Here is a 19,156-nt window from a genome sequence, read left to right as displayed (position 1 = left end):
CTGATCGGATCCAAAACAAGTGAAAAGACCCTTTGGGGTAGCAGAATGCCGCCATTGCACCGCCATTCCTGCACAAATCGACCGAAAATAATCTGCATAAATCTATAACTGCGGAAGTTGGGTTAGCCGTCTACGGCACAGGGAACACCGTTGTCAGCGGAGTCATTAGCAACGGCGCTGGCACCGGCACTGCGGCCTTGACCAAGGACGATGTTGGAACCCTGACCCTCACCAATAATAACATCTACACCGGCGTTACAACCGTAAGAGGCGGCACCTTGACGCTCAAACGCGCAACGGGATCGCTGTCATCGAGTTCAGGCCTGACCTTCGGTGGCAAGGGCGCCTTCAACTTCGACAACGTCGGCGCATCGGGCGCGCTTTCTCAGAACCTGGGCACCCTGACCTTCAGCGCCGGCGAGGGCACGGCAAAGACCACCCGAACGGCCAACTTCGACGAGGCCATCACCTTCTCCTCCCTGGCGGCGCGTACGGCAGGCGCCACGGGCAATTTCGTCAACGGCGGCGGCGTCAACGGCGCTACTAACGGCTTCAACCTGACAGGCGCTGCGGCCGGCTTCATCAACACGGGCATCTTCTACGGCGGGTCGAGCTATGCCGCCATGGACGGCGCCGGCACGTTCGTGCGCGCGCTGAACTATGGCGTCGACGCCAATACCGTCGCGGTCGACACCATCACCGCCAGCAAGCACGTGAAGTTGACCGGCTCGCCGGCAAATCAGAACAGCATCACGCTGCTGAGCCTGAACCTCTCGGGCAGCGGGGCGAACTGGACGCAGAACGCCTCCCAGACCCTGACCGTTCCGGGCATCCTGAAGTCCGGCGGCGGGACCAGCACCATCAGCGGCGGCACGGCTATCGCCGCAGGCGCCGAACTGGTGATCCGCACCGACACAGCCACGGACGTGCTGGACATCAACACCGCCATCACGGGAACGGCCCTGACCAAGAGCGGCGCCGGCACCTTGAACCTCAATGCCGCCAACAACTACTCCGGCACGACCACCATCAACGCCGGAACCCTTGCCTATGGAATCGATAATGCTATCGCCTCCGGAGCCGTCACCATCAATGGCGGCACGCTCGACATAGGCAGCCACAGCGATACCGTCGGCGCGGTGACCCTGACAGCCGGCTCCATCATCGGCAGCGGCACGTTGACAGGCTCCAGCTACACGATGAACAATACCGCCGACACTACCGTCAGTGCCATTCTGGGTGGAACCGGCGCCCTGAGCAAATCTAATTATGGCACATTGAGCTTGTCTGGGGCGAATACCTACACTGGCGTCACGACGATCTCTCGAGGCATACTGGAAGTCTCTTCGTTGGCTGACGGCGGCAGCGCCAGCAGCATCGGCCAGTCCTCTAACGCGGCCACGAACCTTGTCTTTGCCGCCAATGACGGAGTCATCGGCACACTTCGTTACATTGGGTCCGGGTCAAGCACGGATCGCCTTTTCAAGATCAACACCTACAGCACGGCCGCGATCGATGCCTCCGGAACAGGGGCGCTGAAATTCACCAATCCAGGGACGCTGACGATCTCGGGCACGAACTACAATACCACGCTCGAATTCACCGGGTCCAATACAGGTGACAACACGTTTTCTCCTATCATCCCCAATGGCAATGGCAGTAATCCTGTTTATATCCTCAAGACCGGTTCGGGCAAATGGATCTTGGGTGGCGCCAACACCAATACCGGTGATACGACCATCCGCGGCGGTACGCTGAGCGTATCCTCATTGGCCAACGGCGGCGTGGCCAGTAATCTCGGTAAGTCTGACAGCACGGCGCTCAATCTTGTGCTCGATGGCGGAACGCTCCAGTACGCCGGAACGGGCTCAACTACCGGAACGACCAACCGCCTGTTCAGCCTTGGAACAGCCTGGGGCTCACTCGACGCCTCTGGCGATGCAGGCTCACCTTTAGTGTTCAACAACACCGGGTCGATGGGCTTTGTAGGCACCGGCACACGGACGCTGACGCTGACCGGCACGAACACCGACGCCAACACGCTCGCGGCTGTCATCGCCAACCAGTCCACCAACGCCACGTCGCTGACCAAGACCGGCGCGGGCAAGTGGGTCCTTACCGGCGCCAACACCTACACCGGCAGCACGCTGATCAACGCCGGAACGCTGGCCCTGGGCGGCGCCGGGCGCATCAACAGCTCCAGCATCACAGTCAACGGCGCCACGGCGACCTTCATCACCAACAGTTCCGTCGCCGTCACCGCGCCCATTACAATCACACAGGGCACCATCGGCGGCACGGGCAGCATCAACGCGGCCGTCACCATCGGCGCGGGCGCCATCCTCAGCCCCGGCAACAGCCCCGGCACGCAGACGTATGCGGCCGGTCTGACCTGGGGCGCCGGCGGCAGCTACCGGTTCGAGATCAACGACATTCTGGGGACTGCCGGCACTGATCCCGGATGGGACCTGGTCAATATTACCGGCGCGCTTAACCTCAGTGCCCTTAGCGCCGGCAACGAGTTCATCATCCGCCTGGCCAGCCTCAAGCTCGACAACACCGCCGGCGCGGCTGCCAACTTTGACAGCGTTACGCCCTACACGTGGCTGATCGCCGACAGCAACACGGCCATCACGACGTTTACCGGGTCGGATCAGTTCCTGGTGGATAAGACCGGATTCACCAACATGGCCTACGACACGTTCAGCGTTGTTCGCGGCGACAGCGTCGCCGGTGGCGACGACACCCAACTGTATCTGACGTACGTTCCCGAGCCGGCGACGATGAGCCTGCTGGTTCTGGGTGGCGTCGCTGTGATGCTCAAGCGTCGTCGGAAATAGAAGCCGCTGAAGACGGTTAACTCAAGAGCAGGATCGTTCCGGGATGATCCTGCTCTTTCTTTTTTGCTGCTGCGGGCCTGCCGGACGGGAGGTGGGTTCAAATACCCAAGGAAGGACTCATGCCTCGATCGTTAATCATCAACAGGAACGCTCTCGCTCTTGCCGCTGCGGCATTGGTTCTGGTCGCGGCGGGGGTGGTCTATTCGCGGCCCCGGCCGGCTCGCCCGGCGCCTGAGGCGGCGCCCTCGGAGGGGGCGGTTGTGGCCTCGCTGAGGGTGGCGGTGGAGGATCTGGCGGCCACGTTCGCCGCGGGATATCCGCGCGGCAAGGAGTTTCTGGCGCGGCTGGGTGAGGTCGAGAAGCGGCTGGCGGCGGGGGATGAACCGGCGAGGGTGAAAGCAAAGCAGGACCTGGCGGCCCTGCAGCGCGAGGCGCTGGTGGCCAATCCGCTGGTGTCGGCCCAGCCGCTGCTGTATGTCTCGCGGCGGCAGTTTCCGCGGGACCATCACAACACGGCCACGATGTTTCAGACCGGCGAGATCAACACCGGCAGCTTCAACGGCGTGGCCGGCGGGGCGCTCAAGACGCTCGACGTCAAGAGCGGCAAAGTCACTGTGCTGCTGGACCTGCCCCAGGGCATTGTGCGCGACCCGGAGATGAGCTTTGACGGCCGGCGCATCCTCGTCTCGATGCGGCGCGATATTCGCGACGACTACCACCTCTACGAGATGAACGCCGACGGTTCGGGCCTGCGGCAACTGACGTTCGGACGCGGGCTGTCGGACATCGACCCGCTGTACCTGGCCGACGGGCGCATCGCCTTCACCTCGACGCGCGAGCCCAAGTTCTGCCAGTGCAACCGCCACATCATGGGCAACCTGTGGGTGATGGAAGCCGACGGCGCCAACCCGATCCAGATCGGCCACAGCACGCTCCACGAGGCCCACGGCACGCTGACGCCGGATGGGCGCATTCTCTACGACCGCTGGGAATACGTCGACCGCAACTTCGGCGACGCCCAGGCGCTGTGGACGTGCAACCCCGACGGCACCAACCACGCCCTGTACTGGGGCAACAACACCGCCAGCGCCCAGGTGATCGACGCGCGGGTGATCCCCGGCAGCGACGGCTCGCGCGTGATGGCGATCCTCGGCTCGTGCCACGACCGCCCCTGGGGCGCCCTGGCGATCATCGACCGCCGCCTGGGGCTCAATGGGCGCGAGCCGATCGTTCGCACGTGGCCGCCTTCGGCGCGGGAGATGGTCTCGACCGACGGCGGCGGGCGCTGGGACACCATGATGCGCGTGCCCACGCGGTACGAGGACCCATGCCCCCTGGGCGATGACGGCAAGTATTTCCTGGTCTCGAAGCTGACCGGGCCCGGCGAGCAGATGAGCATCGTGCTGCTGGACACCTTCGGCAACGAGATCGTGCTGCACAGCGAAGCGCCGGGCTGCTACGACCCGATGCCGCTGGCCGCACGCCCCCGCCCGCCGGTGGTGCCCAGCCGCGTCGACCTGCGCAAGAGCGACGGGGCGTTTTACATCGCCAACGTCTATCGCGGCACGGGCATGGAAACGGTCAAACCCGGGGCGGTGAAGTATCTCCGCGTGGTCGAGAGCCCCGAGAAACGCCACTGGACGCACCCGGCGTACGGCGGCCAGGGCAGCGAGTCGCCCGCCATCGGATGGCACGATTTCATCAACAAGCGCATCCTGGGCACCGTGCCGGTCGAGGCCGACGGCAGCGCGTACTTCAAGGTGCCCGCTGACCGCTTCGTGTACTTTCAGCTCCTCGACGAGCAGGGGATGATGATCCAGTCGATGCGCTCGGGCACGATGGTGCGCCCCGGCGAAACGCAGGGCTGCGTCGGTTGCCATGATGACCGCCGCGCGGCCGCCCCCAACTCGCCGCTGCTGGCGATGACCAAGCCGGCGCAGCAGTTGCAGCCGTGGTATGGTCCGGCCCGCACGTTCAGCTATTACATCGAAGTTCAGCCGGTCCTGGACAAGAACTGCGTCTCGTGCCACGACTACGGCAAGCCCGCCGGCGAAAAGCTGAACCTCTCGGGCGGGCCGCGGCACACGTTCAACGTCTCGTATACCCAGCTCTGGAGCAAGAAGCTGGTCGGCTCGATCGGGGCCGGGCCTTCGCAGGTGCAGATGCCGTACTCGTGGGGCTCGCACGCCAGCGGGCTCATGAAGGTGGTGCGGTCCGGCCATCACGGCGTCAAGCTCGACAAGGAAAGCTACGACCGCCTCGTGACGTGGATCGACATCAACGGCCCGTACTACAACGAGTACGCCACGGCGTACCGCGACAACCGCTACGGACGTTCGCCGCTGAGCGATGAAGAACTCGGCCGACTCCATCGCGCCGCCGGCAACGCCAGCGAGGTCGACTTCGGCCGCCCGGAGATGAGCCCGTGCCTGAATGGGCTGAAAGAGAAAGACCCGGCCAAGTACCAGGAAGCGCTGGCGATCATCCGCGGCGGCGCCGAGCGAATGCGAAAGCGCCCCGGACCCGAGATGCCCGGCTTCACGTACGACGGCGAAGAAGCCCGGCGCCAGAATATCTATGAGCAGATGCTCAGCACCGAGCAGCAGGCCCGCAAGGCCCTGATCGAAGGGCGAAAGTTCTACCCGTTCAAAGACCAGGCACAAACCGTCGCGAGGCCGCAATGAGTTGCCCATCGAGATTGCTGCGTCCCCCCGCGCGTGGCATGGGCGTCCCGCCCATGCTCTTTCGGTGTGGCATGGGCGTCTCGCCCATGCTCCCCGACCGTGCCCTAACAGTGGCATGTATCCTGGCGATGCTTCTTTCATGCGTGCTGGCAGCCGCGCCTGCCGGCGCCGCCGACGAGCCCCTCTCGCCGCTGGCCCTGGCGGCGGGCACGGACGGGCGCATGGTATACGTGGCCGCCGCCACGGCGCCCAAGCTGCTGGCGGTGGACCTTGCCGCCGGCAAGGTGGTGCTGCAGTATCCGCTGCCGGCCGCCGCTACGGGCGTGGCGCTCTCGGCTGACGGCAAGACGATCTACGCGACGTGCGGCCTGGGCGAGGGGCAGTTGGTCGCCTTCGACGAACGCGGCGCGCAGCGATGGGCCAAGCCCGCAGGCCACTCGCCCACGGCGCCGGTCTGTTCGCCCGACGGCAAAACCGTCTACGTCTGCGACCGCTTCAACAACCGCGTGCTGACAATTTCTTGCGATGGCGCCGCCGCGCCTCGGCCGCTTGCGGCTTCGCGTGAGCCTGTCGCCGTCGTCATCACGCCCGACGGGCGCAAGCTCATCGTGGCGAACCACCTGCCCGCCGGCCCAGCAATCGGCGCCGCCGCCGCGGCAGTGGTCTGCGTCATCGACATCGCGACGGGCAAGAGCGTCGAAGTCGCCTTGCCCGATGGTTCCACCGGTTTGCGAGGCGTGTGCCTCTCGCCTGACGGGGCCTATGCTGCCGTGACGCATATCCTGGCCAGGCATCACCTGCCCACCACGCAACTGGATCGCGGCTGGATGAACACCAATGCCCTGAGCGTCATCGAGACAGCCTCCGCCTCGCTGCTCAACACGGTGCTGCTGGACGACCTGGACCGCGGGGCGGCCAATCCGTGGGGCGTCGCATGGTCAGCCGATGGCAAGCAGATCTGCGTGTCGCACGCCGGGACCAACGAGTTCAGCGTGATCGACGCGCCGGCGATGTTGGCCAAACTCGCCGAAGCCGCCAAGGCAGGCCCCGCGCGGTCGGCCGAGGTGCGCAACGACTTGGCGTTCCTGGCGGGCATCCGCCGGCGTGTGGCGCTCAAGGGCGTCGGTCCGCGAGGTGTGGTCTTCGCCGGCGCCAACGCGATTGCGGCTGAGTATTTCACCGACACCCTGGCGGTGCTCGATCCTTCGCGGCCCGGCGCTAAAGCCGTCAGCGTCGCGGTGGGGCCGGCGCCGAAGGAGTCGCCGCCGCGGCGGGGGGAGCGGCTGTTCAATGACGCGCTGAGTTGCTTCCAGAACTGGCAGAGCTGCGCGAGCTGCCATCCGGACGTGCGCGCCGACGCGCTGAACTGGGACCTGCTCAATGACGGGTACGGCAATGCCAAGAACACCCGAAGCCTGCTGCTGACGCACCAGGCGGCGCCGGTGATGATCTCCGGCGTGCGGGCCAAGTCGGCCGACGCCGTCCGGGCGGGCATCCGCCACATCCAGATGAGCGGCATGGACGAAGCCGCCGCCGCGGACATCGAGGCCTACCTGCGAAGCCTCGCCCCGGTCCCCAGCCCGCGCCTCGTTGGCGGCAAGCTCAGCGAATCGGCGCTGCGCGGCGAGAAGCTTTTCGAATCGGCTGGCTGTGCCGCCTGCCACAGCGGCGCCCTGGGCACCGACGAAAAGCCCCACGACATCGGCCTGACCGACGCCAAAGGCCCAACGAAGTTTTACACCACCAAGCTGACCGAAGTCTGGCGCACCGCCCCGTATCTGTTCGACGGCCGCGCCGCGACCATGACCGATGTGCTGACGAAGTTCAACCCTAACGACAAACACGGGATCACCAGCAAATTGACAAAACAGCAGTTGGATGACCTGGCCGAGTACGTGCTGTCGAGGTAGAAAGGGAACCGGGAGCCAGGGAACGGGGAGCTCAGTGTCTGCGAAGGAGGGTGCCACGCACAACTCCGTTGTGCGTGTCCCTGACGCCGCCGATTCGCGAGTTCATCCAGTCCCTCGAAACCTGCCGCCTCTTCGAGGCGGGATCATTTAACGAGCTTGTTCCGGAGGCTCACGCCTCCGGCTAAATTCTGGAGCCTCTTCGAGGCTCTATCGGCAAAATGATCGAGTCGGAACTCCTTGCCCTTCCCGTTGGCGTGGTCTTCTGCAGAAGGCACATCAGGCAGGCACCCCGTTGCTCCCCGTCCTTATTCGTCCATTTGCGACATTCGGCTTCTCTTCTACAGGGAAGTTTACCTGATCACCAAGACCTTGAACGGCCATTTGAATTTCGTCCATGCGTGTTCGGCCGTCAGGACGGTTGGGGCGGTTTGGCCGCCTGCGGCCCGCTGGGCGAGCGCGAGGCATGCGCGATCTCCCAGTGAGGCTCCGATCGATTTGGTGCGGGTCTTGATCGAGGCGGCCAGAGCGGCCAACTCCGCATCAAAGTCCACCACGACCAGCCCCAGATCGTTTACAGCCGCCTGTGCTTCCTGAAATGGCATCCCCTTGTCGCAGAGTTTGCCCAGAACTTCAGAGAGGTTCACCGCGGTGATCCAGCAGAGACCTGCGTCGAGGGCAGCCTCCACGCGGTCCTCGCCTCGCTCCTGCTGGAGATAAGCCAAAACCGCCGAGGCGTCCAGGACGCTGACCTTAGTCACGCGCGGCCTCCTTCTTGCGTTCGGCCATCAACTCCTCGCTCAGGCTGGCGCCGGCGCCGACGTAGCGCCGGACGCGCTGGCGTGCGCGGTGACGCGCGGCCTTGGCGCTGGCCAGGGTGGCGTGGTTGTCCTCGACGGTCAGGACAAGATCGCTGCCGATATCCAGACCCAGGCGATGGCGGACGTGGGCGGGTATGACGATGCGCCCGCCGGCGGCGACTCGAAGCGTGGTTCGCAGCTTGTCATTCATGCCAGAATCCTTATAGCATGTTATATATCGGTCATATGCCATTCCCATTATATGATGACATTAGGCAGACACAATGACATTCGCGACATGCGCCCAAAGGGAGGGAAAGTCGCGGCAGGCGGCGCCATAAAACACCGGCATAATTTCTTGCCAACGGCCCGGCGCAGGGGTAGTCTTCGCGCCTTGTATTCAGCGCTTTCTCCGGCGAAAACGGAGAGCAGACCTTTTAAGGATATGGATCTCATGAAGCGTTTCAAGAAAGCCAGTGACATCAAGGTTGGCGTGATCGGGTATGGCGGCGCGTTCAACATGGGCAAGGCCCACCTGGACCTGATGAAGCAGGCCGGGATGACGCCGGTGGCCGTCATGGACGTGGACAAGACGCGCGTCGAGCAGGCGGGCAAGGATTTTCCCGGCATCGAGACGTACACCTCGCTGACGGCGATGCTGTCCAAGAGCAGCGTGAACTTCGTCGTGATCATCACCCCGCACAACACGCACGCCAAGATCGCCCTGCAGTGCCTCAACGCCGGCAAGCACGTCTGCAGCGAAAAGCCCCTGGCCATCACCACCGAAGAATGCGACAAGATGATCGCCGCGGCTAAGAAGAACGGCCTGGTCCTGACGACCTTCCACAACCGCCACTGGGACGGCTGGATCATCGAGGCCGTCCGCCAGATCGTGCGCGAGAAGCGCATCGGCGACGTCGTGCGCGTTGAAGGGCACATGGGCGGCTACGGCAAGCCCGGCGACTGGTGGCGCTCCAGCAAGACCATCTCCGGCGGCATCCTGTATGACTGGGGCGTGCATATTCTGGAATACTCGCTGCAGCTCATCGACAGCGAAATGGTCGAAGTCTTCGGTACCGCCCACAACGGCTTCTGGGCCTCCCAGACCAAGTGGGGCAAGGACACCAATGAAGACGAAGCCAAGGCTATCGTCCGCTTCAAGAACGGCTCATGGCTGAGCCTCCAGTCCTCCAGCATCGACCTGAACTCGCCGGAAGGATTCCTGACCGTCACCGGCACCAAGGGCAAGTACGTCATGGGCGGCGGCCTGGGTTACAAGATCTGGTACATGCAGGACGGGCAGAAGCGCTACGAAGAAGGCCCCAACCCGCCCGGACAGTACGAGAAGTACTACGGCAACGTGGCCGACCACCTGGTCAAGGGCACCGAACTGGTCATCACGCCGGAATGGTCACGCCGCCCGATCCACATCCTGGACCTGGCCAACAAGAGCGCCAAGGCCGGCAAGGCGATCAAGGCGAAGTACGCCTAAGACAGTTGTGAGTGGTGAGTTGAAGAACAGGATCCGCTTGCGGCGCAGCATCTTGCTACGCCGCAAGCGGACAATTTAAAGGGATCGGCACATGGACACATTGAACGTCATGGTCATGGGCGGACGCACCAAAGGGTTCCACGACTTTGCCGAGATGGCGCCGATTTACGAGGCGTTCCTGGCCGCGGCCGGGTTCAAGGTCAAGATCACCGAAGACCGCGACGACTTCTTAGCCGAGCGCATCAAAGACTTCGACGTGATCGTCGACTACACCACCGGCGAGGAACTCTCGCCCACGCAGGCCGGCGGGCTCATCGGGCACATCGTCTCCGGGCACGGATTCGTCGGCGTACACTCGGCGGCGGACTCATTCAAGAACTCCCAGGCCTATATGCGCATGGTCGGCGGGGTGTTCCTGACGCACCCGCCGACGATCCCGCACACCTTCAAGGTGACCCAGCCGGACCACCCGTGCATGGCCGGCGTCGAGGAAGAGTTCACCATGGCCGAAGAACTCTATCTGATGGACTACCTGACCGGGTTCGACACGCTGATGGTGACTGAGTTCAACAGCTTCCGCCTGCCGATGGCGTGGGTCAAGCCCTACGGCTTCGGGCGGATCTTCTACACCGCCCTGGGCCACGGGGCCCCGCAGCACAACAACCCCAACTTCCAGAAGATGGTCGTCAATGCCATCCGCTGGTCGAGCCAGGCCAAAGACGTCCGGGCCAAGTGCAAAGAAATTGGCGGCTGGTGACCGGCCTGAGAGGCCGGAAATCCGAAACAACAAAACCGAAATCCGAAACAAAAGGCAAGAAGACAAGAAACAATAAGCCACGCGAGTGAGTCTTTGTTTGCATCTTTGCTGTCTGTTGCTTCGGATTTGTCTTTTCGGATTTCGAATTTTCATGGAGCTAGCTTATGCCCCTGCCCTTACAGGATCGTGAAATTCTCCGCGGCTTGGCTCGCGAGCTGGCCGACATCGCCGCCCTGCCCGTTCAGAAGGAGCGGGCCGGGCTTTGGACCGCGCTCAACAGCCTCCAGCCGACGCGCCCCCTGATCTACATCAATGAGATCCCCTGGGATGAGCTCAACGTCAACGACGAGTTGACGACCCGTTGCCAGGACGCCTGGGCGCGCGGCCTCGAGTGGGGCATGCGGGCCCAGTTGTATCAGTGGCGCCACTTCCCCGGCGACATGGTTGTCAACCCGTGGTTCTGGTCGCCGATGCACATCCACCAGACGGGTTTTGGCCTGGAGATCGATGCGGCATGGGTGGCCACCGAAGGGGTGGCCGTGGCCTCGCGGGAGTATCACGGGCACATCAAAGACTTCTCTGACGCCGACCGCATCACCACGCCGGTGGTCACGCACGACAAGGCCGCCAGCGACGCCGAACTGGAGCGCCGCACAGAGCTGCTGGGCGACATCATGCCCGTCAAGCAGCGCGGCATCGCGGGGCAGTGGTTCTCGCCGTGGGACCTGCTGATCCAGGTCTGGGGCGTCGAGCAGGCCATGATGGACCTGGTGCTCAAACCCGATCTGGTCAACCACGTCATGACCCGCCTGGTCGACGCGTACATGGGCATGCTCAAGCAATGGGAAGACCAGAACCTGCTGAGCCCCAACATCTATGACGACCGCGTCGGCTCCGGCGGGTACGGCTTCACCAGCGAGTTGCCGGCCAAGGGCTTCGACCCGGCGCACGTGCGGACGATCGACCTGTGGGGCTGCGCGACAGCCCAGATTTTCGTCAGCGTCTCGCCGAAAATGCACTGGGAGTTCGCCCTCAAGCACGAGATGCGCTGGCTGGAGAAGTGGGGCCTGACGTACTACGGCTGCTGCGAACCGCTGGACATCAAGATGGGCATCCTGCGCCGCATCCCGAACCTGCGTAAGGTCTCGATGAGCCCGTGGGTCAAGCCCGAGCGCGGGGCCGCCGAACTCAAGACCGACTACGTCTACTCGCACAAGCCCAACCCGGCGATCCTGGCCGAGGACGTCTGGCGCCCCGACCAGGCCCGCCGCGAACTCATCGACGTGCTCGATCGCATCAAGGGCTGCCGCGTCGAAGTCATCCTCAAAGACGTCTCCACCGTCCGCCGCCAGCCCCAGCGACTCTGGGAGTGGGCCAAGATCGCTGCTGAGGTCGTGCAGCAATATGCGCCATAGGATTGAACCGGAAAACCGACGACGAGAACGAGGACGACAACGAGGACGATAGAGTTCAGCCGCAACAGGGCGTTCCACGTTAGCGGCGGAGCTTGCTCCGCGCGGTTGTCTCCCCGAACGCGGAAGTGGCCAATCGCAGGTCGCGCAGAAGAAACCGCGCGGGGCAAGCCCCGCCGCTAACGTGTCTGGCGTGACGCGTCCCTCTTCTCTCCGTGCCCTCTGTGCCTCTGTGGTAAGTTTTTGCACCTTGAGCCCCGCGATTTTCAGCGGAAGGTGGGTTTGGCGCAGGCATGTGGATAAAATATCTTGCCGCGTCCGGGGCTGAGGTGTAAATTTTCCAACCTTGGATAAACGGGCAGATCGCTCCTCATGCCAGGAGCCGAGAGGAAACACGCCATGGATCGTATTCGAGTTGCCATTGCCGGAATCGGAAACTGCACCTCCTCGCTCATTCAGGGGATCCATTATTATCGCGATCTCAAGAGCGACCAGGAAATCGTCGGGCTGGCCCATCCGACCCTCGGCGGGTACGGCGCCGGCGACATCGAGATCGTCGCCGCCATCGACATCGATTCTCGCAAGGTCGGCCGACCGCTCCACGAGGCCCTCTTCGCCCCGCCCAACTGCACCAAGGTCTTCTACGACAACTTCCGCTACGACAGCGTCACCGTGCGCATGGGGCGCGTGCTTGACGGCGTTGCGGGGCACATGAAGGACTTCCCAGACAGTCAGGCGTTCCGCGTTTCGAGCAGCCCCGAGCCCGAGCAGAAGGACATCGAGAAGCTCCTGCGCGAGACCGGCGCCGAAATCCTGATGAACTACCTGCCCGTCGGCAGCCAGAAGGCCAGCGAGTTCTATGCTGAATGCTGCCTCAACACCGGCGTGAGCCTGATCAACTGCATCCCCGTGTTCCTCGTGTCGGATCCCGCGTGGGGCAAGCGATTCACCGCCGCGGGAATCCCCTGCATCGGCGACGACATCAAGGCCCAGGTCGGCGCGACGATCACGCACCGCGTGCTGACGCGACTGATGACCGACCGCGGTGCAAAGATCGACGCGACGTACCAGCTCAACACCGCTGGCAACACCGACTTCCTGAACATGTGGGACCGCTCGCGGTTGGGCTGCAAGAAGATCTCCAAGACCGAAGCGGTCCAGAGCCAGCTCGACGTGCCGCTGCCGGCCGACCAGGTCCACATCGGCCCGGCCGACTACGTGCCCTGGCAGAAGGACAACAAGGTCTGCTTCCTGCGGATCGAGGCTCGGGGCTTCGGCAACGTGCCGCTGCACATCGAGGCCCGCCTGAGCGTGGAAGATTCGCCTAACAGCGGCGGCGAGACGATCGACGCCATCCGCGTCTGCAAGCTCGCCCGCGGACGAAAGCTGGCCGGTCCGCTCGACGCCATCAGCTCCTTCACGATGAAGCACCCGCCCCAGCAGTTCACCGATTCGCAGGCCCTGCAACTGCTGGAGAACTTCATCGCCAACGACGACGCCCCCGCCCGCATCGAGAACGGACAGTATCTCAAGGCCAAGGCCAGCAGCCCGGCGCACACCAGCGCCGCCCACTGATGTAACTGGGCGCCACGTTTTGTGGCATGGGCGTCCCGCCCATGCTCTTGCTGTGTGGCATGGGCGTCCCGCCCATGCTCTTGCTGTTTAGCCTGGGCGTCTCGCCCATGCTCTCCGGCCTGGATGGTCAGGGACACGCACAACGGAGTTGTGCGTGGCACCCATCCTCTTTGTGTTGCGTCATGCAAGTCGACAGCCGCAAGATAGTGGTTTAGAATCTCCGTCATGGACCGCAATCTCAGCAAGCACGTCTCACCGCACTATGAGGAGCTTTTCGTTGACGGCCGTCCGCCGTCGCGCGAGTATTACGAAGGGGCGGCCACGGGGTTGGCCCGGCAGTTGAAGGGGTGGTTGCCGGCTTCGAACGATGCGCGGTGCGTCGAGCTGGGCTGTGGGCGGGGGGAGACGCTCTACTTGCTGGGCCAGATGGGCCTCACCGATCTGACGGGGGTGGATATCACGCCCGAGCAGCTCGCAGCCGCCGGTCAATTCACCTCGGCTAAGCTGATTTGCAGCGACGTTGCGGAATATCTGCGGCAGTGCCCGGACGAATCGGTGGACTATTTCTTCGCGATGAGTTTCCTGGAGCACCTGGACACGGCCGTTCTTCCGGCGGTGCTGGCCGACTGCCGCCGTGTGCTGCGGCCGGGCGGGGCGCTGATCGCGCAGGTGCCCAATGCAGTTTCACTTTTCGGCAGCGGCGCGCGGCACTGGGACATCTCGCATCAGAACGCCTTCACCGTCTTCGGCGTCCGTCAGCTCGCCCGCACAGCCGGGTTCGATCCGGCGGCAGTCGAGTTCCGCGAGTGGTCGGCCCCCTGGGGCGGCCCGCGCAGCACGCTGCGGGCGATCCTCTGGCGGATCCTGCGCCTGAAGATCATGGCGTACCTCTGGATCGAGTGCGGCGGCCTGCGCGGCGGAATCTACACCTGGGACATGCTCTTTCGCTTGGTCAAATAAGCCCGGTGGCGGGGCTTGGTTCGAAGGGAGACGCTTATGACTGGCACCTCAATCCCACCACAACTGCCGTCAACTTCTGATCGGCCGCCGCCGACGCTGCCGATAGCGGCGGCCGTCACGCCGCTGCGCCTGATCTTCTGGGGTGGGCTGCTGGTTATTCTGGACTTCAAGCTCTTCTGGGCTACAGGGGCAGACCGCACGAGCTCCTGCGACATCCTGAACGACACCCTGGGGGCAATCCTGATCCTGGTAGGCCTCTGCCGCCTGCTGGCGATACCGGCAGGCGGAAGCTACCGGCGGGGCATGTGGTTTGTCCTCGTCGCCTGCGTTCTGGAGATTGCCAAAACCGTCTGCAACGTGTTTATCCGCTCCTCCGCACCGTTGGCGGATATCGCTCTGGGTCTCATCAGCTTGGTGACCCTCATCGCAATGCTGATCTTCTGCATGTATATGCGCGACCTTTGCCGCAAGGCATGGCTGCCATCGGCCCAAACCGCATGGACTATCACGCTGGTCCTGTTCGCCCTGTTGTATGCGCCGGTTGCCCTTTTCCATTTGGCGATGCTGGCCCGGGCGATGGGAATCATGCGATCCTTCAATCCCGCCGCAAACATCCCAATGCTGCTGTTGCTGCCGGTATTCGTCGCACCGCTGGTTTCGCTGTTTGTCAGCACATCGCTCATGAAGCGCCACGCCATGGCTTTCTATCCCAATGCTCCGGATGCCGTTTCCGCCCGTAACGGCATCGCCATCGCCGGTACGGTTGTTGGGCTGGCGCTGGGCGTGGGGCTGGCGATAGCCACTGACAAGGTTGCCTCTGCAGGACCTCAAAACAACCAGATCAGCACCGTCTCGAGCAGCAGCAGTTGGGGCAACGAAGAGCAGGTCTCCGTGTCCGTCAGCAGAAACAGCCGCGGCCAGGTGGGGGCGATCGTAGTGCAGCGCCTGGAAACCGCCGGCGAAAGTCCGCGATCCAATATCGAACTGGGCACGCGATCCGGGCTGGTGATCGACGGCGTCGAGCGGCCCCTCGACAAACCGCTGACGCTTATCTATGTATCCAACCGTCTGCCGGCCACCGACGTGCCGGTCCAGGAAGATGAGATCAGGCGCCTCTGCAAAGACGTCCAGGAGATGCCCCCGATCCAGTTCTACCGCAGATGGGTTCGCACCCGCGTGCGCGAATAGCTGACGGTCCCGCCGTTGAGAGGTCTTGCCTTGCGCGGGGGCAGGGCGTATCGTGGCTGGCCCTGAATCTGACAGAGGATATTCCCATGAGCACGCAACCCGATCTGCGATTGTGGTATGCCCAGCCGGCAACGGAGTTCACGCAGGCCCTGCCGCTGGGCAATGGGCGGCTGGGGGCGATGGTCTTCGGCGGCGTCGAGCAGGAGCGCCTGGTCCTCAACGAAAACAGCGTGTGGTCCGGCTCGCGCCAGGACGCCGACCGACCCGGCGCCCACCAGAGCCTGGGCGAGATCCGACGCCTGCTCCAGCAGGGCCGCAACATCGAGGCCCAGGAACTGGTGATGAACGCCTTCACCTGCCTGGGCAGCGGTTCAGGCCATGGGCGCGGCGCGTCGGTGCCGTTCGGGTGCTATCAGACGCTGGGCAGCCTGCACCTGCGATTCCAGCACGATGGGGCGTTTGAGGATTATGTCCGCCAACTGGACCTGTCCGAGGCGACGTCGCTGGTGCGGTACCGCTGCGGCGGCGTGACGTTCCGTCGCGAGGCGTTTGTCTCCGCCCCGGACCAAACTATCGTCATCCGCATCTGGGCCGACCGCGCGGGCAGCGTCAGCTTCGACGCGGCGCTGGACCGTCCCGAGCGCTTCGCCGTCGAGCCCGCTGCAGACGACCAACTGCTCATGAGCGGCCAGCTCGATAACGGCGTTGACGGCAAAGGCCTCCGCTATGCCGCGCGCCTGCGGGCACTGAGCGGCGCAGGAACCGTTCATGCCGACGAAACCGGCCTCCACGTGCGAGGGGCCGACGACGTCGTTCTGCTGGTGACGGCCGCCACCGACTACCGCGGTTTCGCCGGGCGCAATACGGATGACCCGCTCGCGGCGAGTCTGGCGGATATGGATCGCGCTTGCAGCGGTCGCCGACATGGCGGCGGGACAACGGCCGCCATGGCACCGAAGATTTATGCCGCCCTGCGCGAGGCGCACGTGGCGGACTACCGGCGGTTCTTCGGCCGCGTGAGCCTGACGCTGGAGGGCGGCGTCGAGGCGTCGGCGCGGCCGACCAACGAGCGCCTCGTGGCGGTGGCCCGAGGCGGGTCCGACCCGGCCCTGATGGCGTTGTATTTTCAGTACGGGCGATATCTGCTGATCTCGTCGTCGCGGCCGGGCGGCCTGCCGGCCAATCTCCAGGGCATCTGGGCCGACCAGGTCCAGACCCCCTGGAACGGCGACTGGCACCTGGACATCAACGTGCAGATGAACTACTGGCCGGCCGAGGCGTGCAACCTCTCGGAGCTGCACGAGCCGATGCTCAAGCTGATCGAGTCGCTTCAGGAGCCCGGGGCCCGCACGGCCCGTGCGTATTACAACGCCCGCGGATGGGTCGCCCACGTGATCACCAATCCGTGGGGCTTCACCTCGCCGGGCGAGCATGCAAGCTGGGGCGCCACGGTCAGCGGGTCAAGCTGGCTGTGCGAGCACCTTTGGGAACACTACGCCTTCACGCTCGACGAGGCGTACCTGCGCTGGGCGTACCCGATCCTGGCCGCGGCGGGGCGGTTCTATCTCGACATGCTCATCGAGGAACCGCGTCACGGATGGCTGGTGACGGCCCCGTCGAACTCGCCGGAGAATGCGTTCATTCTGCCCGACGGTCGCGGGGCATACGTGTGCATGGGTCCGACGATCGACATGCAGCAGTTGCGGGAGCTGTTTGGCAACTGCATTCGCGCATCGGAGATCCTGGGCGTTGACGCAGAGTTCCGCCGCGAGCTGTCCGACACGCGCCGGCGCCTGGCGCCCAACCAGGTCGGCCCCGACGGGCGTCTGCAGGAATGGCTCGAACCCTACGGCGAGGGCGACCCGCATCACCGCCATTGCTCGCACATGTACGGCCTGCACCCGTACGACGAGATCACGCCCGACGAGACGCCGGAGCTGGCCGCGGCGGCGCGGCGATCGCTCGAAGCCCGCGGCGACGCCGGCACCGGTTGGTCGCTGGCGTGGAAGGTCAACTTCCGCGCCCGCCTGGGCGAGGGAGATCACGCCGCCAAGCTGCTGGGCGACCTGCTCTCGCCGGCCGGAGACATGGCCCTGAACTACTCCGGCGGCGGGTCCGGCTCGTACGCCAACCTGTTTTGCGCCCACCCGCCGTTCCAGATCGACGGCAATTTCGGCGGCTCCGCCGGAATCGCCGAGATGCTCCTGCAGTCGCGCTGGCGGCACGAGAGCGGGCACCCTCCGCTGGTGCTGCTGCTGCCGGCGCTGCCCGCCGCCTGGGCCGGCGGATCGGTCCGAGGCCTGCGCACCCGCGGGGCCGTCACGGTGGACATCGACTGGCGCGACGGACGCCTCGTCGAGGCCCGCCTCAACGCCGATCGAAGCGGCCCCGTCCGAGTGCGATACGCCGGCCAAACGATCTGTCTGACTCTCGACGCCGGCAGCCAGCGCGTGATCGGCCCGGAGGAGTTTATTTCTTCTCCAGCCCTTTGACGTGTTTGTCCAGCAGGTCTTTGACTTCCTCATCGACCGGCCAGTCGGCGCCGATATCCATGACGCTGGTTTTGACGGCGGTGACTTTGTTGGTTGCCGGATCGTAGGTGATGACGGATCGGCCCAGGCAATTGCCCCAGAATCCGGCCTTGATGACGCTGGTGCGTCCTTGCGTCCATTGGGTTCGCCCGTGGGTGTGTCCGCCGATGAGCAGGTCGGGGGCGTTGTCGCCCCAGGCGGCGATCATCCGCCGGTCGTAGGCGTCCCAGAGGTGCGAGATGAAGACGAACACGTCGGCCTTCTTGCGGATTTCGGGCAGTACCCTAACGTAGCCTTCACGTTCGTGGATCAGCGGCAGCGGCTCGCCGTGGACGTGGTTGCCGTACTGGCACGCCCCGCCGCTGACGCACACCTTGACGCCCTGCAGCTCGAAGATGCGGTACTGGGCGATGTTCTTCGTCGAGGGCTTGTCGGCGTCGGTCCAGTTCACGTTGGCCAGCGTCAGCGGCCAGCCGGCGTACTTCATCGACATCTCGAGCACGCGCTTCTTGCCGTAGGTGTAGTCGTGGTTGCCCGTGACGGCCGCGTTGTAGCCGGACTTTTCGATCAGGCTGACGACCCCCTCGCCCTGCGTGCCCGCCAGCGGCGAAGGGCCGTCGTTCCAGACGTCGCCGGCGTCGACCAGCAGCGTGTTGGGGTCTTTGGCCTTGGCGGCCTTGACATATCCGGCGATCCGCGGCAGCGAGCCGCACCGGTCGTGCATGTCGCCGGTGTTGAAGATCGTGATGGTGAGCGGCTTAGCCGCTTGCGTGGCCGGTCCATCGCCCTTGGCCAATTCCGTAAGACAAGAAGGCGCGACAACCGCGGCAGCGCCGAATGCGGCGCCCTTGAGAACATCGCGACGCGAGATGAGGACCATGATGCTATCCTTCTTTCAAGGTCAGTCGTTTCGGTACTATATTAACCCGCGCCGGGAGCACTTGTCTTGTTAGCGGTCGAGCTTGCTCGACGGGTTTCTTCCCCGACCTCAGAAACCGCGCGGGGCAAAC

The 19,156-nt window shown here is 64.3% G+C and carries 13 protein-coding genes; 10 read left to right on the top strand and 3 right to left on the bottom strand.

The genetic code is table 11. From position 1 onward, the window contains the following. Positions 1–197 precede the first annotated feature (197 nt). The 3 genes from ABFD92_08855 to ABFD92_08845 all read left to right on the top strand — a co-directional run bounded on the left by ABFD92_08855 (position 198) and on the right by ABFD92_08845 (position 7,434). Entirely contained in the window at positions 198–2,840 is a 2,643-nt protein-coding gene (locus ABFD92_08855; GenBank protein ID MEN6504633.1) for an autotransporter-associated beta strand repeat-containing protein, read from the top strand. 119 nt (positions 2,841–2,959) lie between these two features. Next, complete coding sequence (locus tag ABFD92_08850) at positions 2,960–5,524, top strand: hypothetical protein (GenBank protein MEN6504632.1); 2,565 nt, start codon at positions 2,960–2,962, stop codon at positions 5,522–5,524. Positions 5,525–5,652: 128 nt separating this feature from the next. Further along, entirely contained in the window at positions 5,653–7,434 is a 1,782-nt protein-coding gene (locus ABFD92_08845; GenBank protein ID MEN6504631.1) for a c-type cytochrome, read from the top strand. Positions 7,435–7,784: 350 nt separating this feature from the next. Here ABFD92_08845 and ABFD92_08840 read toward each other — a convergent pair whose 3' ends face one another. Continuing rightward, positions 7,785–8,192: a type II toxin-antitoxin system VapC family toxin gene (locus tag ABFD92_08840; GenBank protein ID MEN6504630.1), complete on the bottom strand. Its 408-nt coding sequence runs from the start codon at positions 8,190–8,192 to the stop codon at positions 7,785–7,787. Then, the gene (locus ABFD92_08835) at positions 8,185–8,442 is read right to left on the bottom strand and encodes an AbrB/MazE/SpoVT family DNA-binding domain-containing protein (GenBank protein MEN6504629.1); all 258 of its coding nucleotides are present in this window, start codon (positions 8,440–8,442) and stop codon (positions 8,185–8,187) included. Before ABFD92_08835 ends, ABFD92_08840 begins: the two co-directional genes overlap by 8 nt. 243 nt (positions 8,443–8,685) lie before the next feature. Between ABFD92_08835 and ABFD92_08830 the strand changes: the two genes are divergently transcribed. From ABFD92_08830 to ABFD92_08800, 7 genes are all read left to right on the top strand, one after another. Further along, positions 8,686–9,723: a Gfo/Idh/MocA family oxidoreductase gene (locus tag ABFD92_08830; GenBank protein ID MEN6504628.1), complete on the top strand. Its 1,038-nt coding sequence runs from the start codon at positions 8,686–8,688 to the stop codon at positions 9,721–9,723. A 91-nt stretch (positions 9,724–9,814) separates the two neighbouring features. After that, complete coding sequence (locus ABFD92_08825; GenBank protein ID MEN6504627.1) at positions 9,815–10,480, top strand: ThuA domain-containing protein; 666 nt, start codon at positions 9,815–9,817, stop codon at positions 10,478–10,480. A 164-nt stretch (positions 10,481–10,644) separates the two neighbouring features. Next, positions 10,645–11,895, top strand: coding sequence for a hypothetical protein (locus ABFD92_08820; protein ID MEN6504626.1), 1,251 nt, complete (start codon positions 10,645–10,647; stop codon positions 11,893–11,895). Positions 11,896–12,291: 396 nt separating this feature from the next. Further along, positions 12,292–13,467 (top strand): inositol-3-phosphate synthase, encoded by a 1,176-nt coding sequence (locus tag ABFD92_08815; protein ID MEN6504625.1) that lies wholly within the window; start codon positions 12,292–12,294, stop codon positions 13,465–13,467. A gap of 225 nt (positions 13,468–13,692) precedes the next feature. Then, positions 13,693–14,427 carry a class I SAM-dependent methyltransferase gene (locus ABFD92_08810; protein ID MEN6504624.1) on the top strand — a complete coding sequence of 245 codons (735 nt, stop codon included), beginning with the start codon at positions 13,693–13,695 and terminating at the stop codon, positions 14,425–14,427. A 36-nt stretch (positions 14,428–14,463) separates the two neighbouring features. Further along, positions 14,464–15,615, top strand: coding sequence for a hypothetical protein (locus tag ABFD92_08805; protein MEN6504623.1), 1,152 nt, complete (start codon positions 14,464–14,466; stop codon positions 15,613–15,615). Between the two features lie 86 nt (positions 15,616–15,701). Further along, positions 15,702–18,107, top strand: a complete 2,406-nt coding sequence (locus tag ABFD92_08800; protein ID MEN6504622.1) for a glycoside hydrolase family 95 protein — start codon at positions 15,702–15,704, stop codon at positions 18,105–18,107. Here the strand turns inward: ABFD92_08800 and ABFD92_08795 are convergent. Further along, a complete protein-coding gene (locus tag ABFD92_08795; protein ID MEN6504621.1) occupies positions 18,085–19,026 on the bottom strand; it encodes a metallophosphoesterase in 942 nt (313 codons plus the stop codon). The two genes, ABFD92_08800 and ABFD92_08795, sit on opposite strands and share 23 nt — an antisense overlap. Positions 19,027–19,156 lie beyond the last annotated feature (130 nt).

Source organism: Planctomycetaceae bacterium (assembly GCA_039680605.1).
Taxonomy (GTDB): domain Bacteria; phylum Planctomycetota; class Phycisphaerae; order SM23-33; family SM23-33; genus JAJFUU01.
The sequence above is the reverse complement of the archived record's forward strand: the minus strand, read 5'-3'. Positions and strand labels throughout refer to the sequence as shown.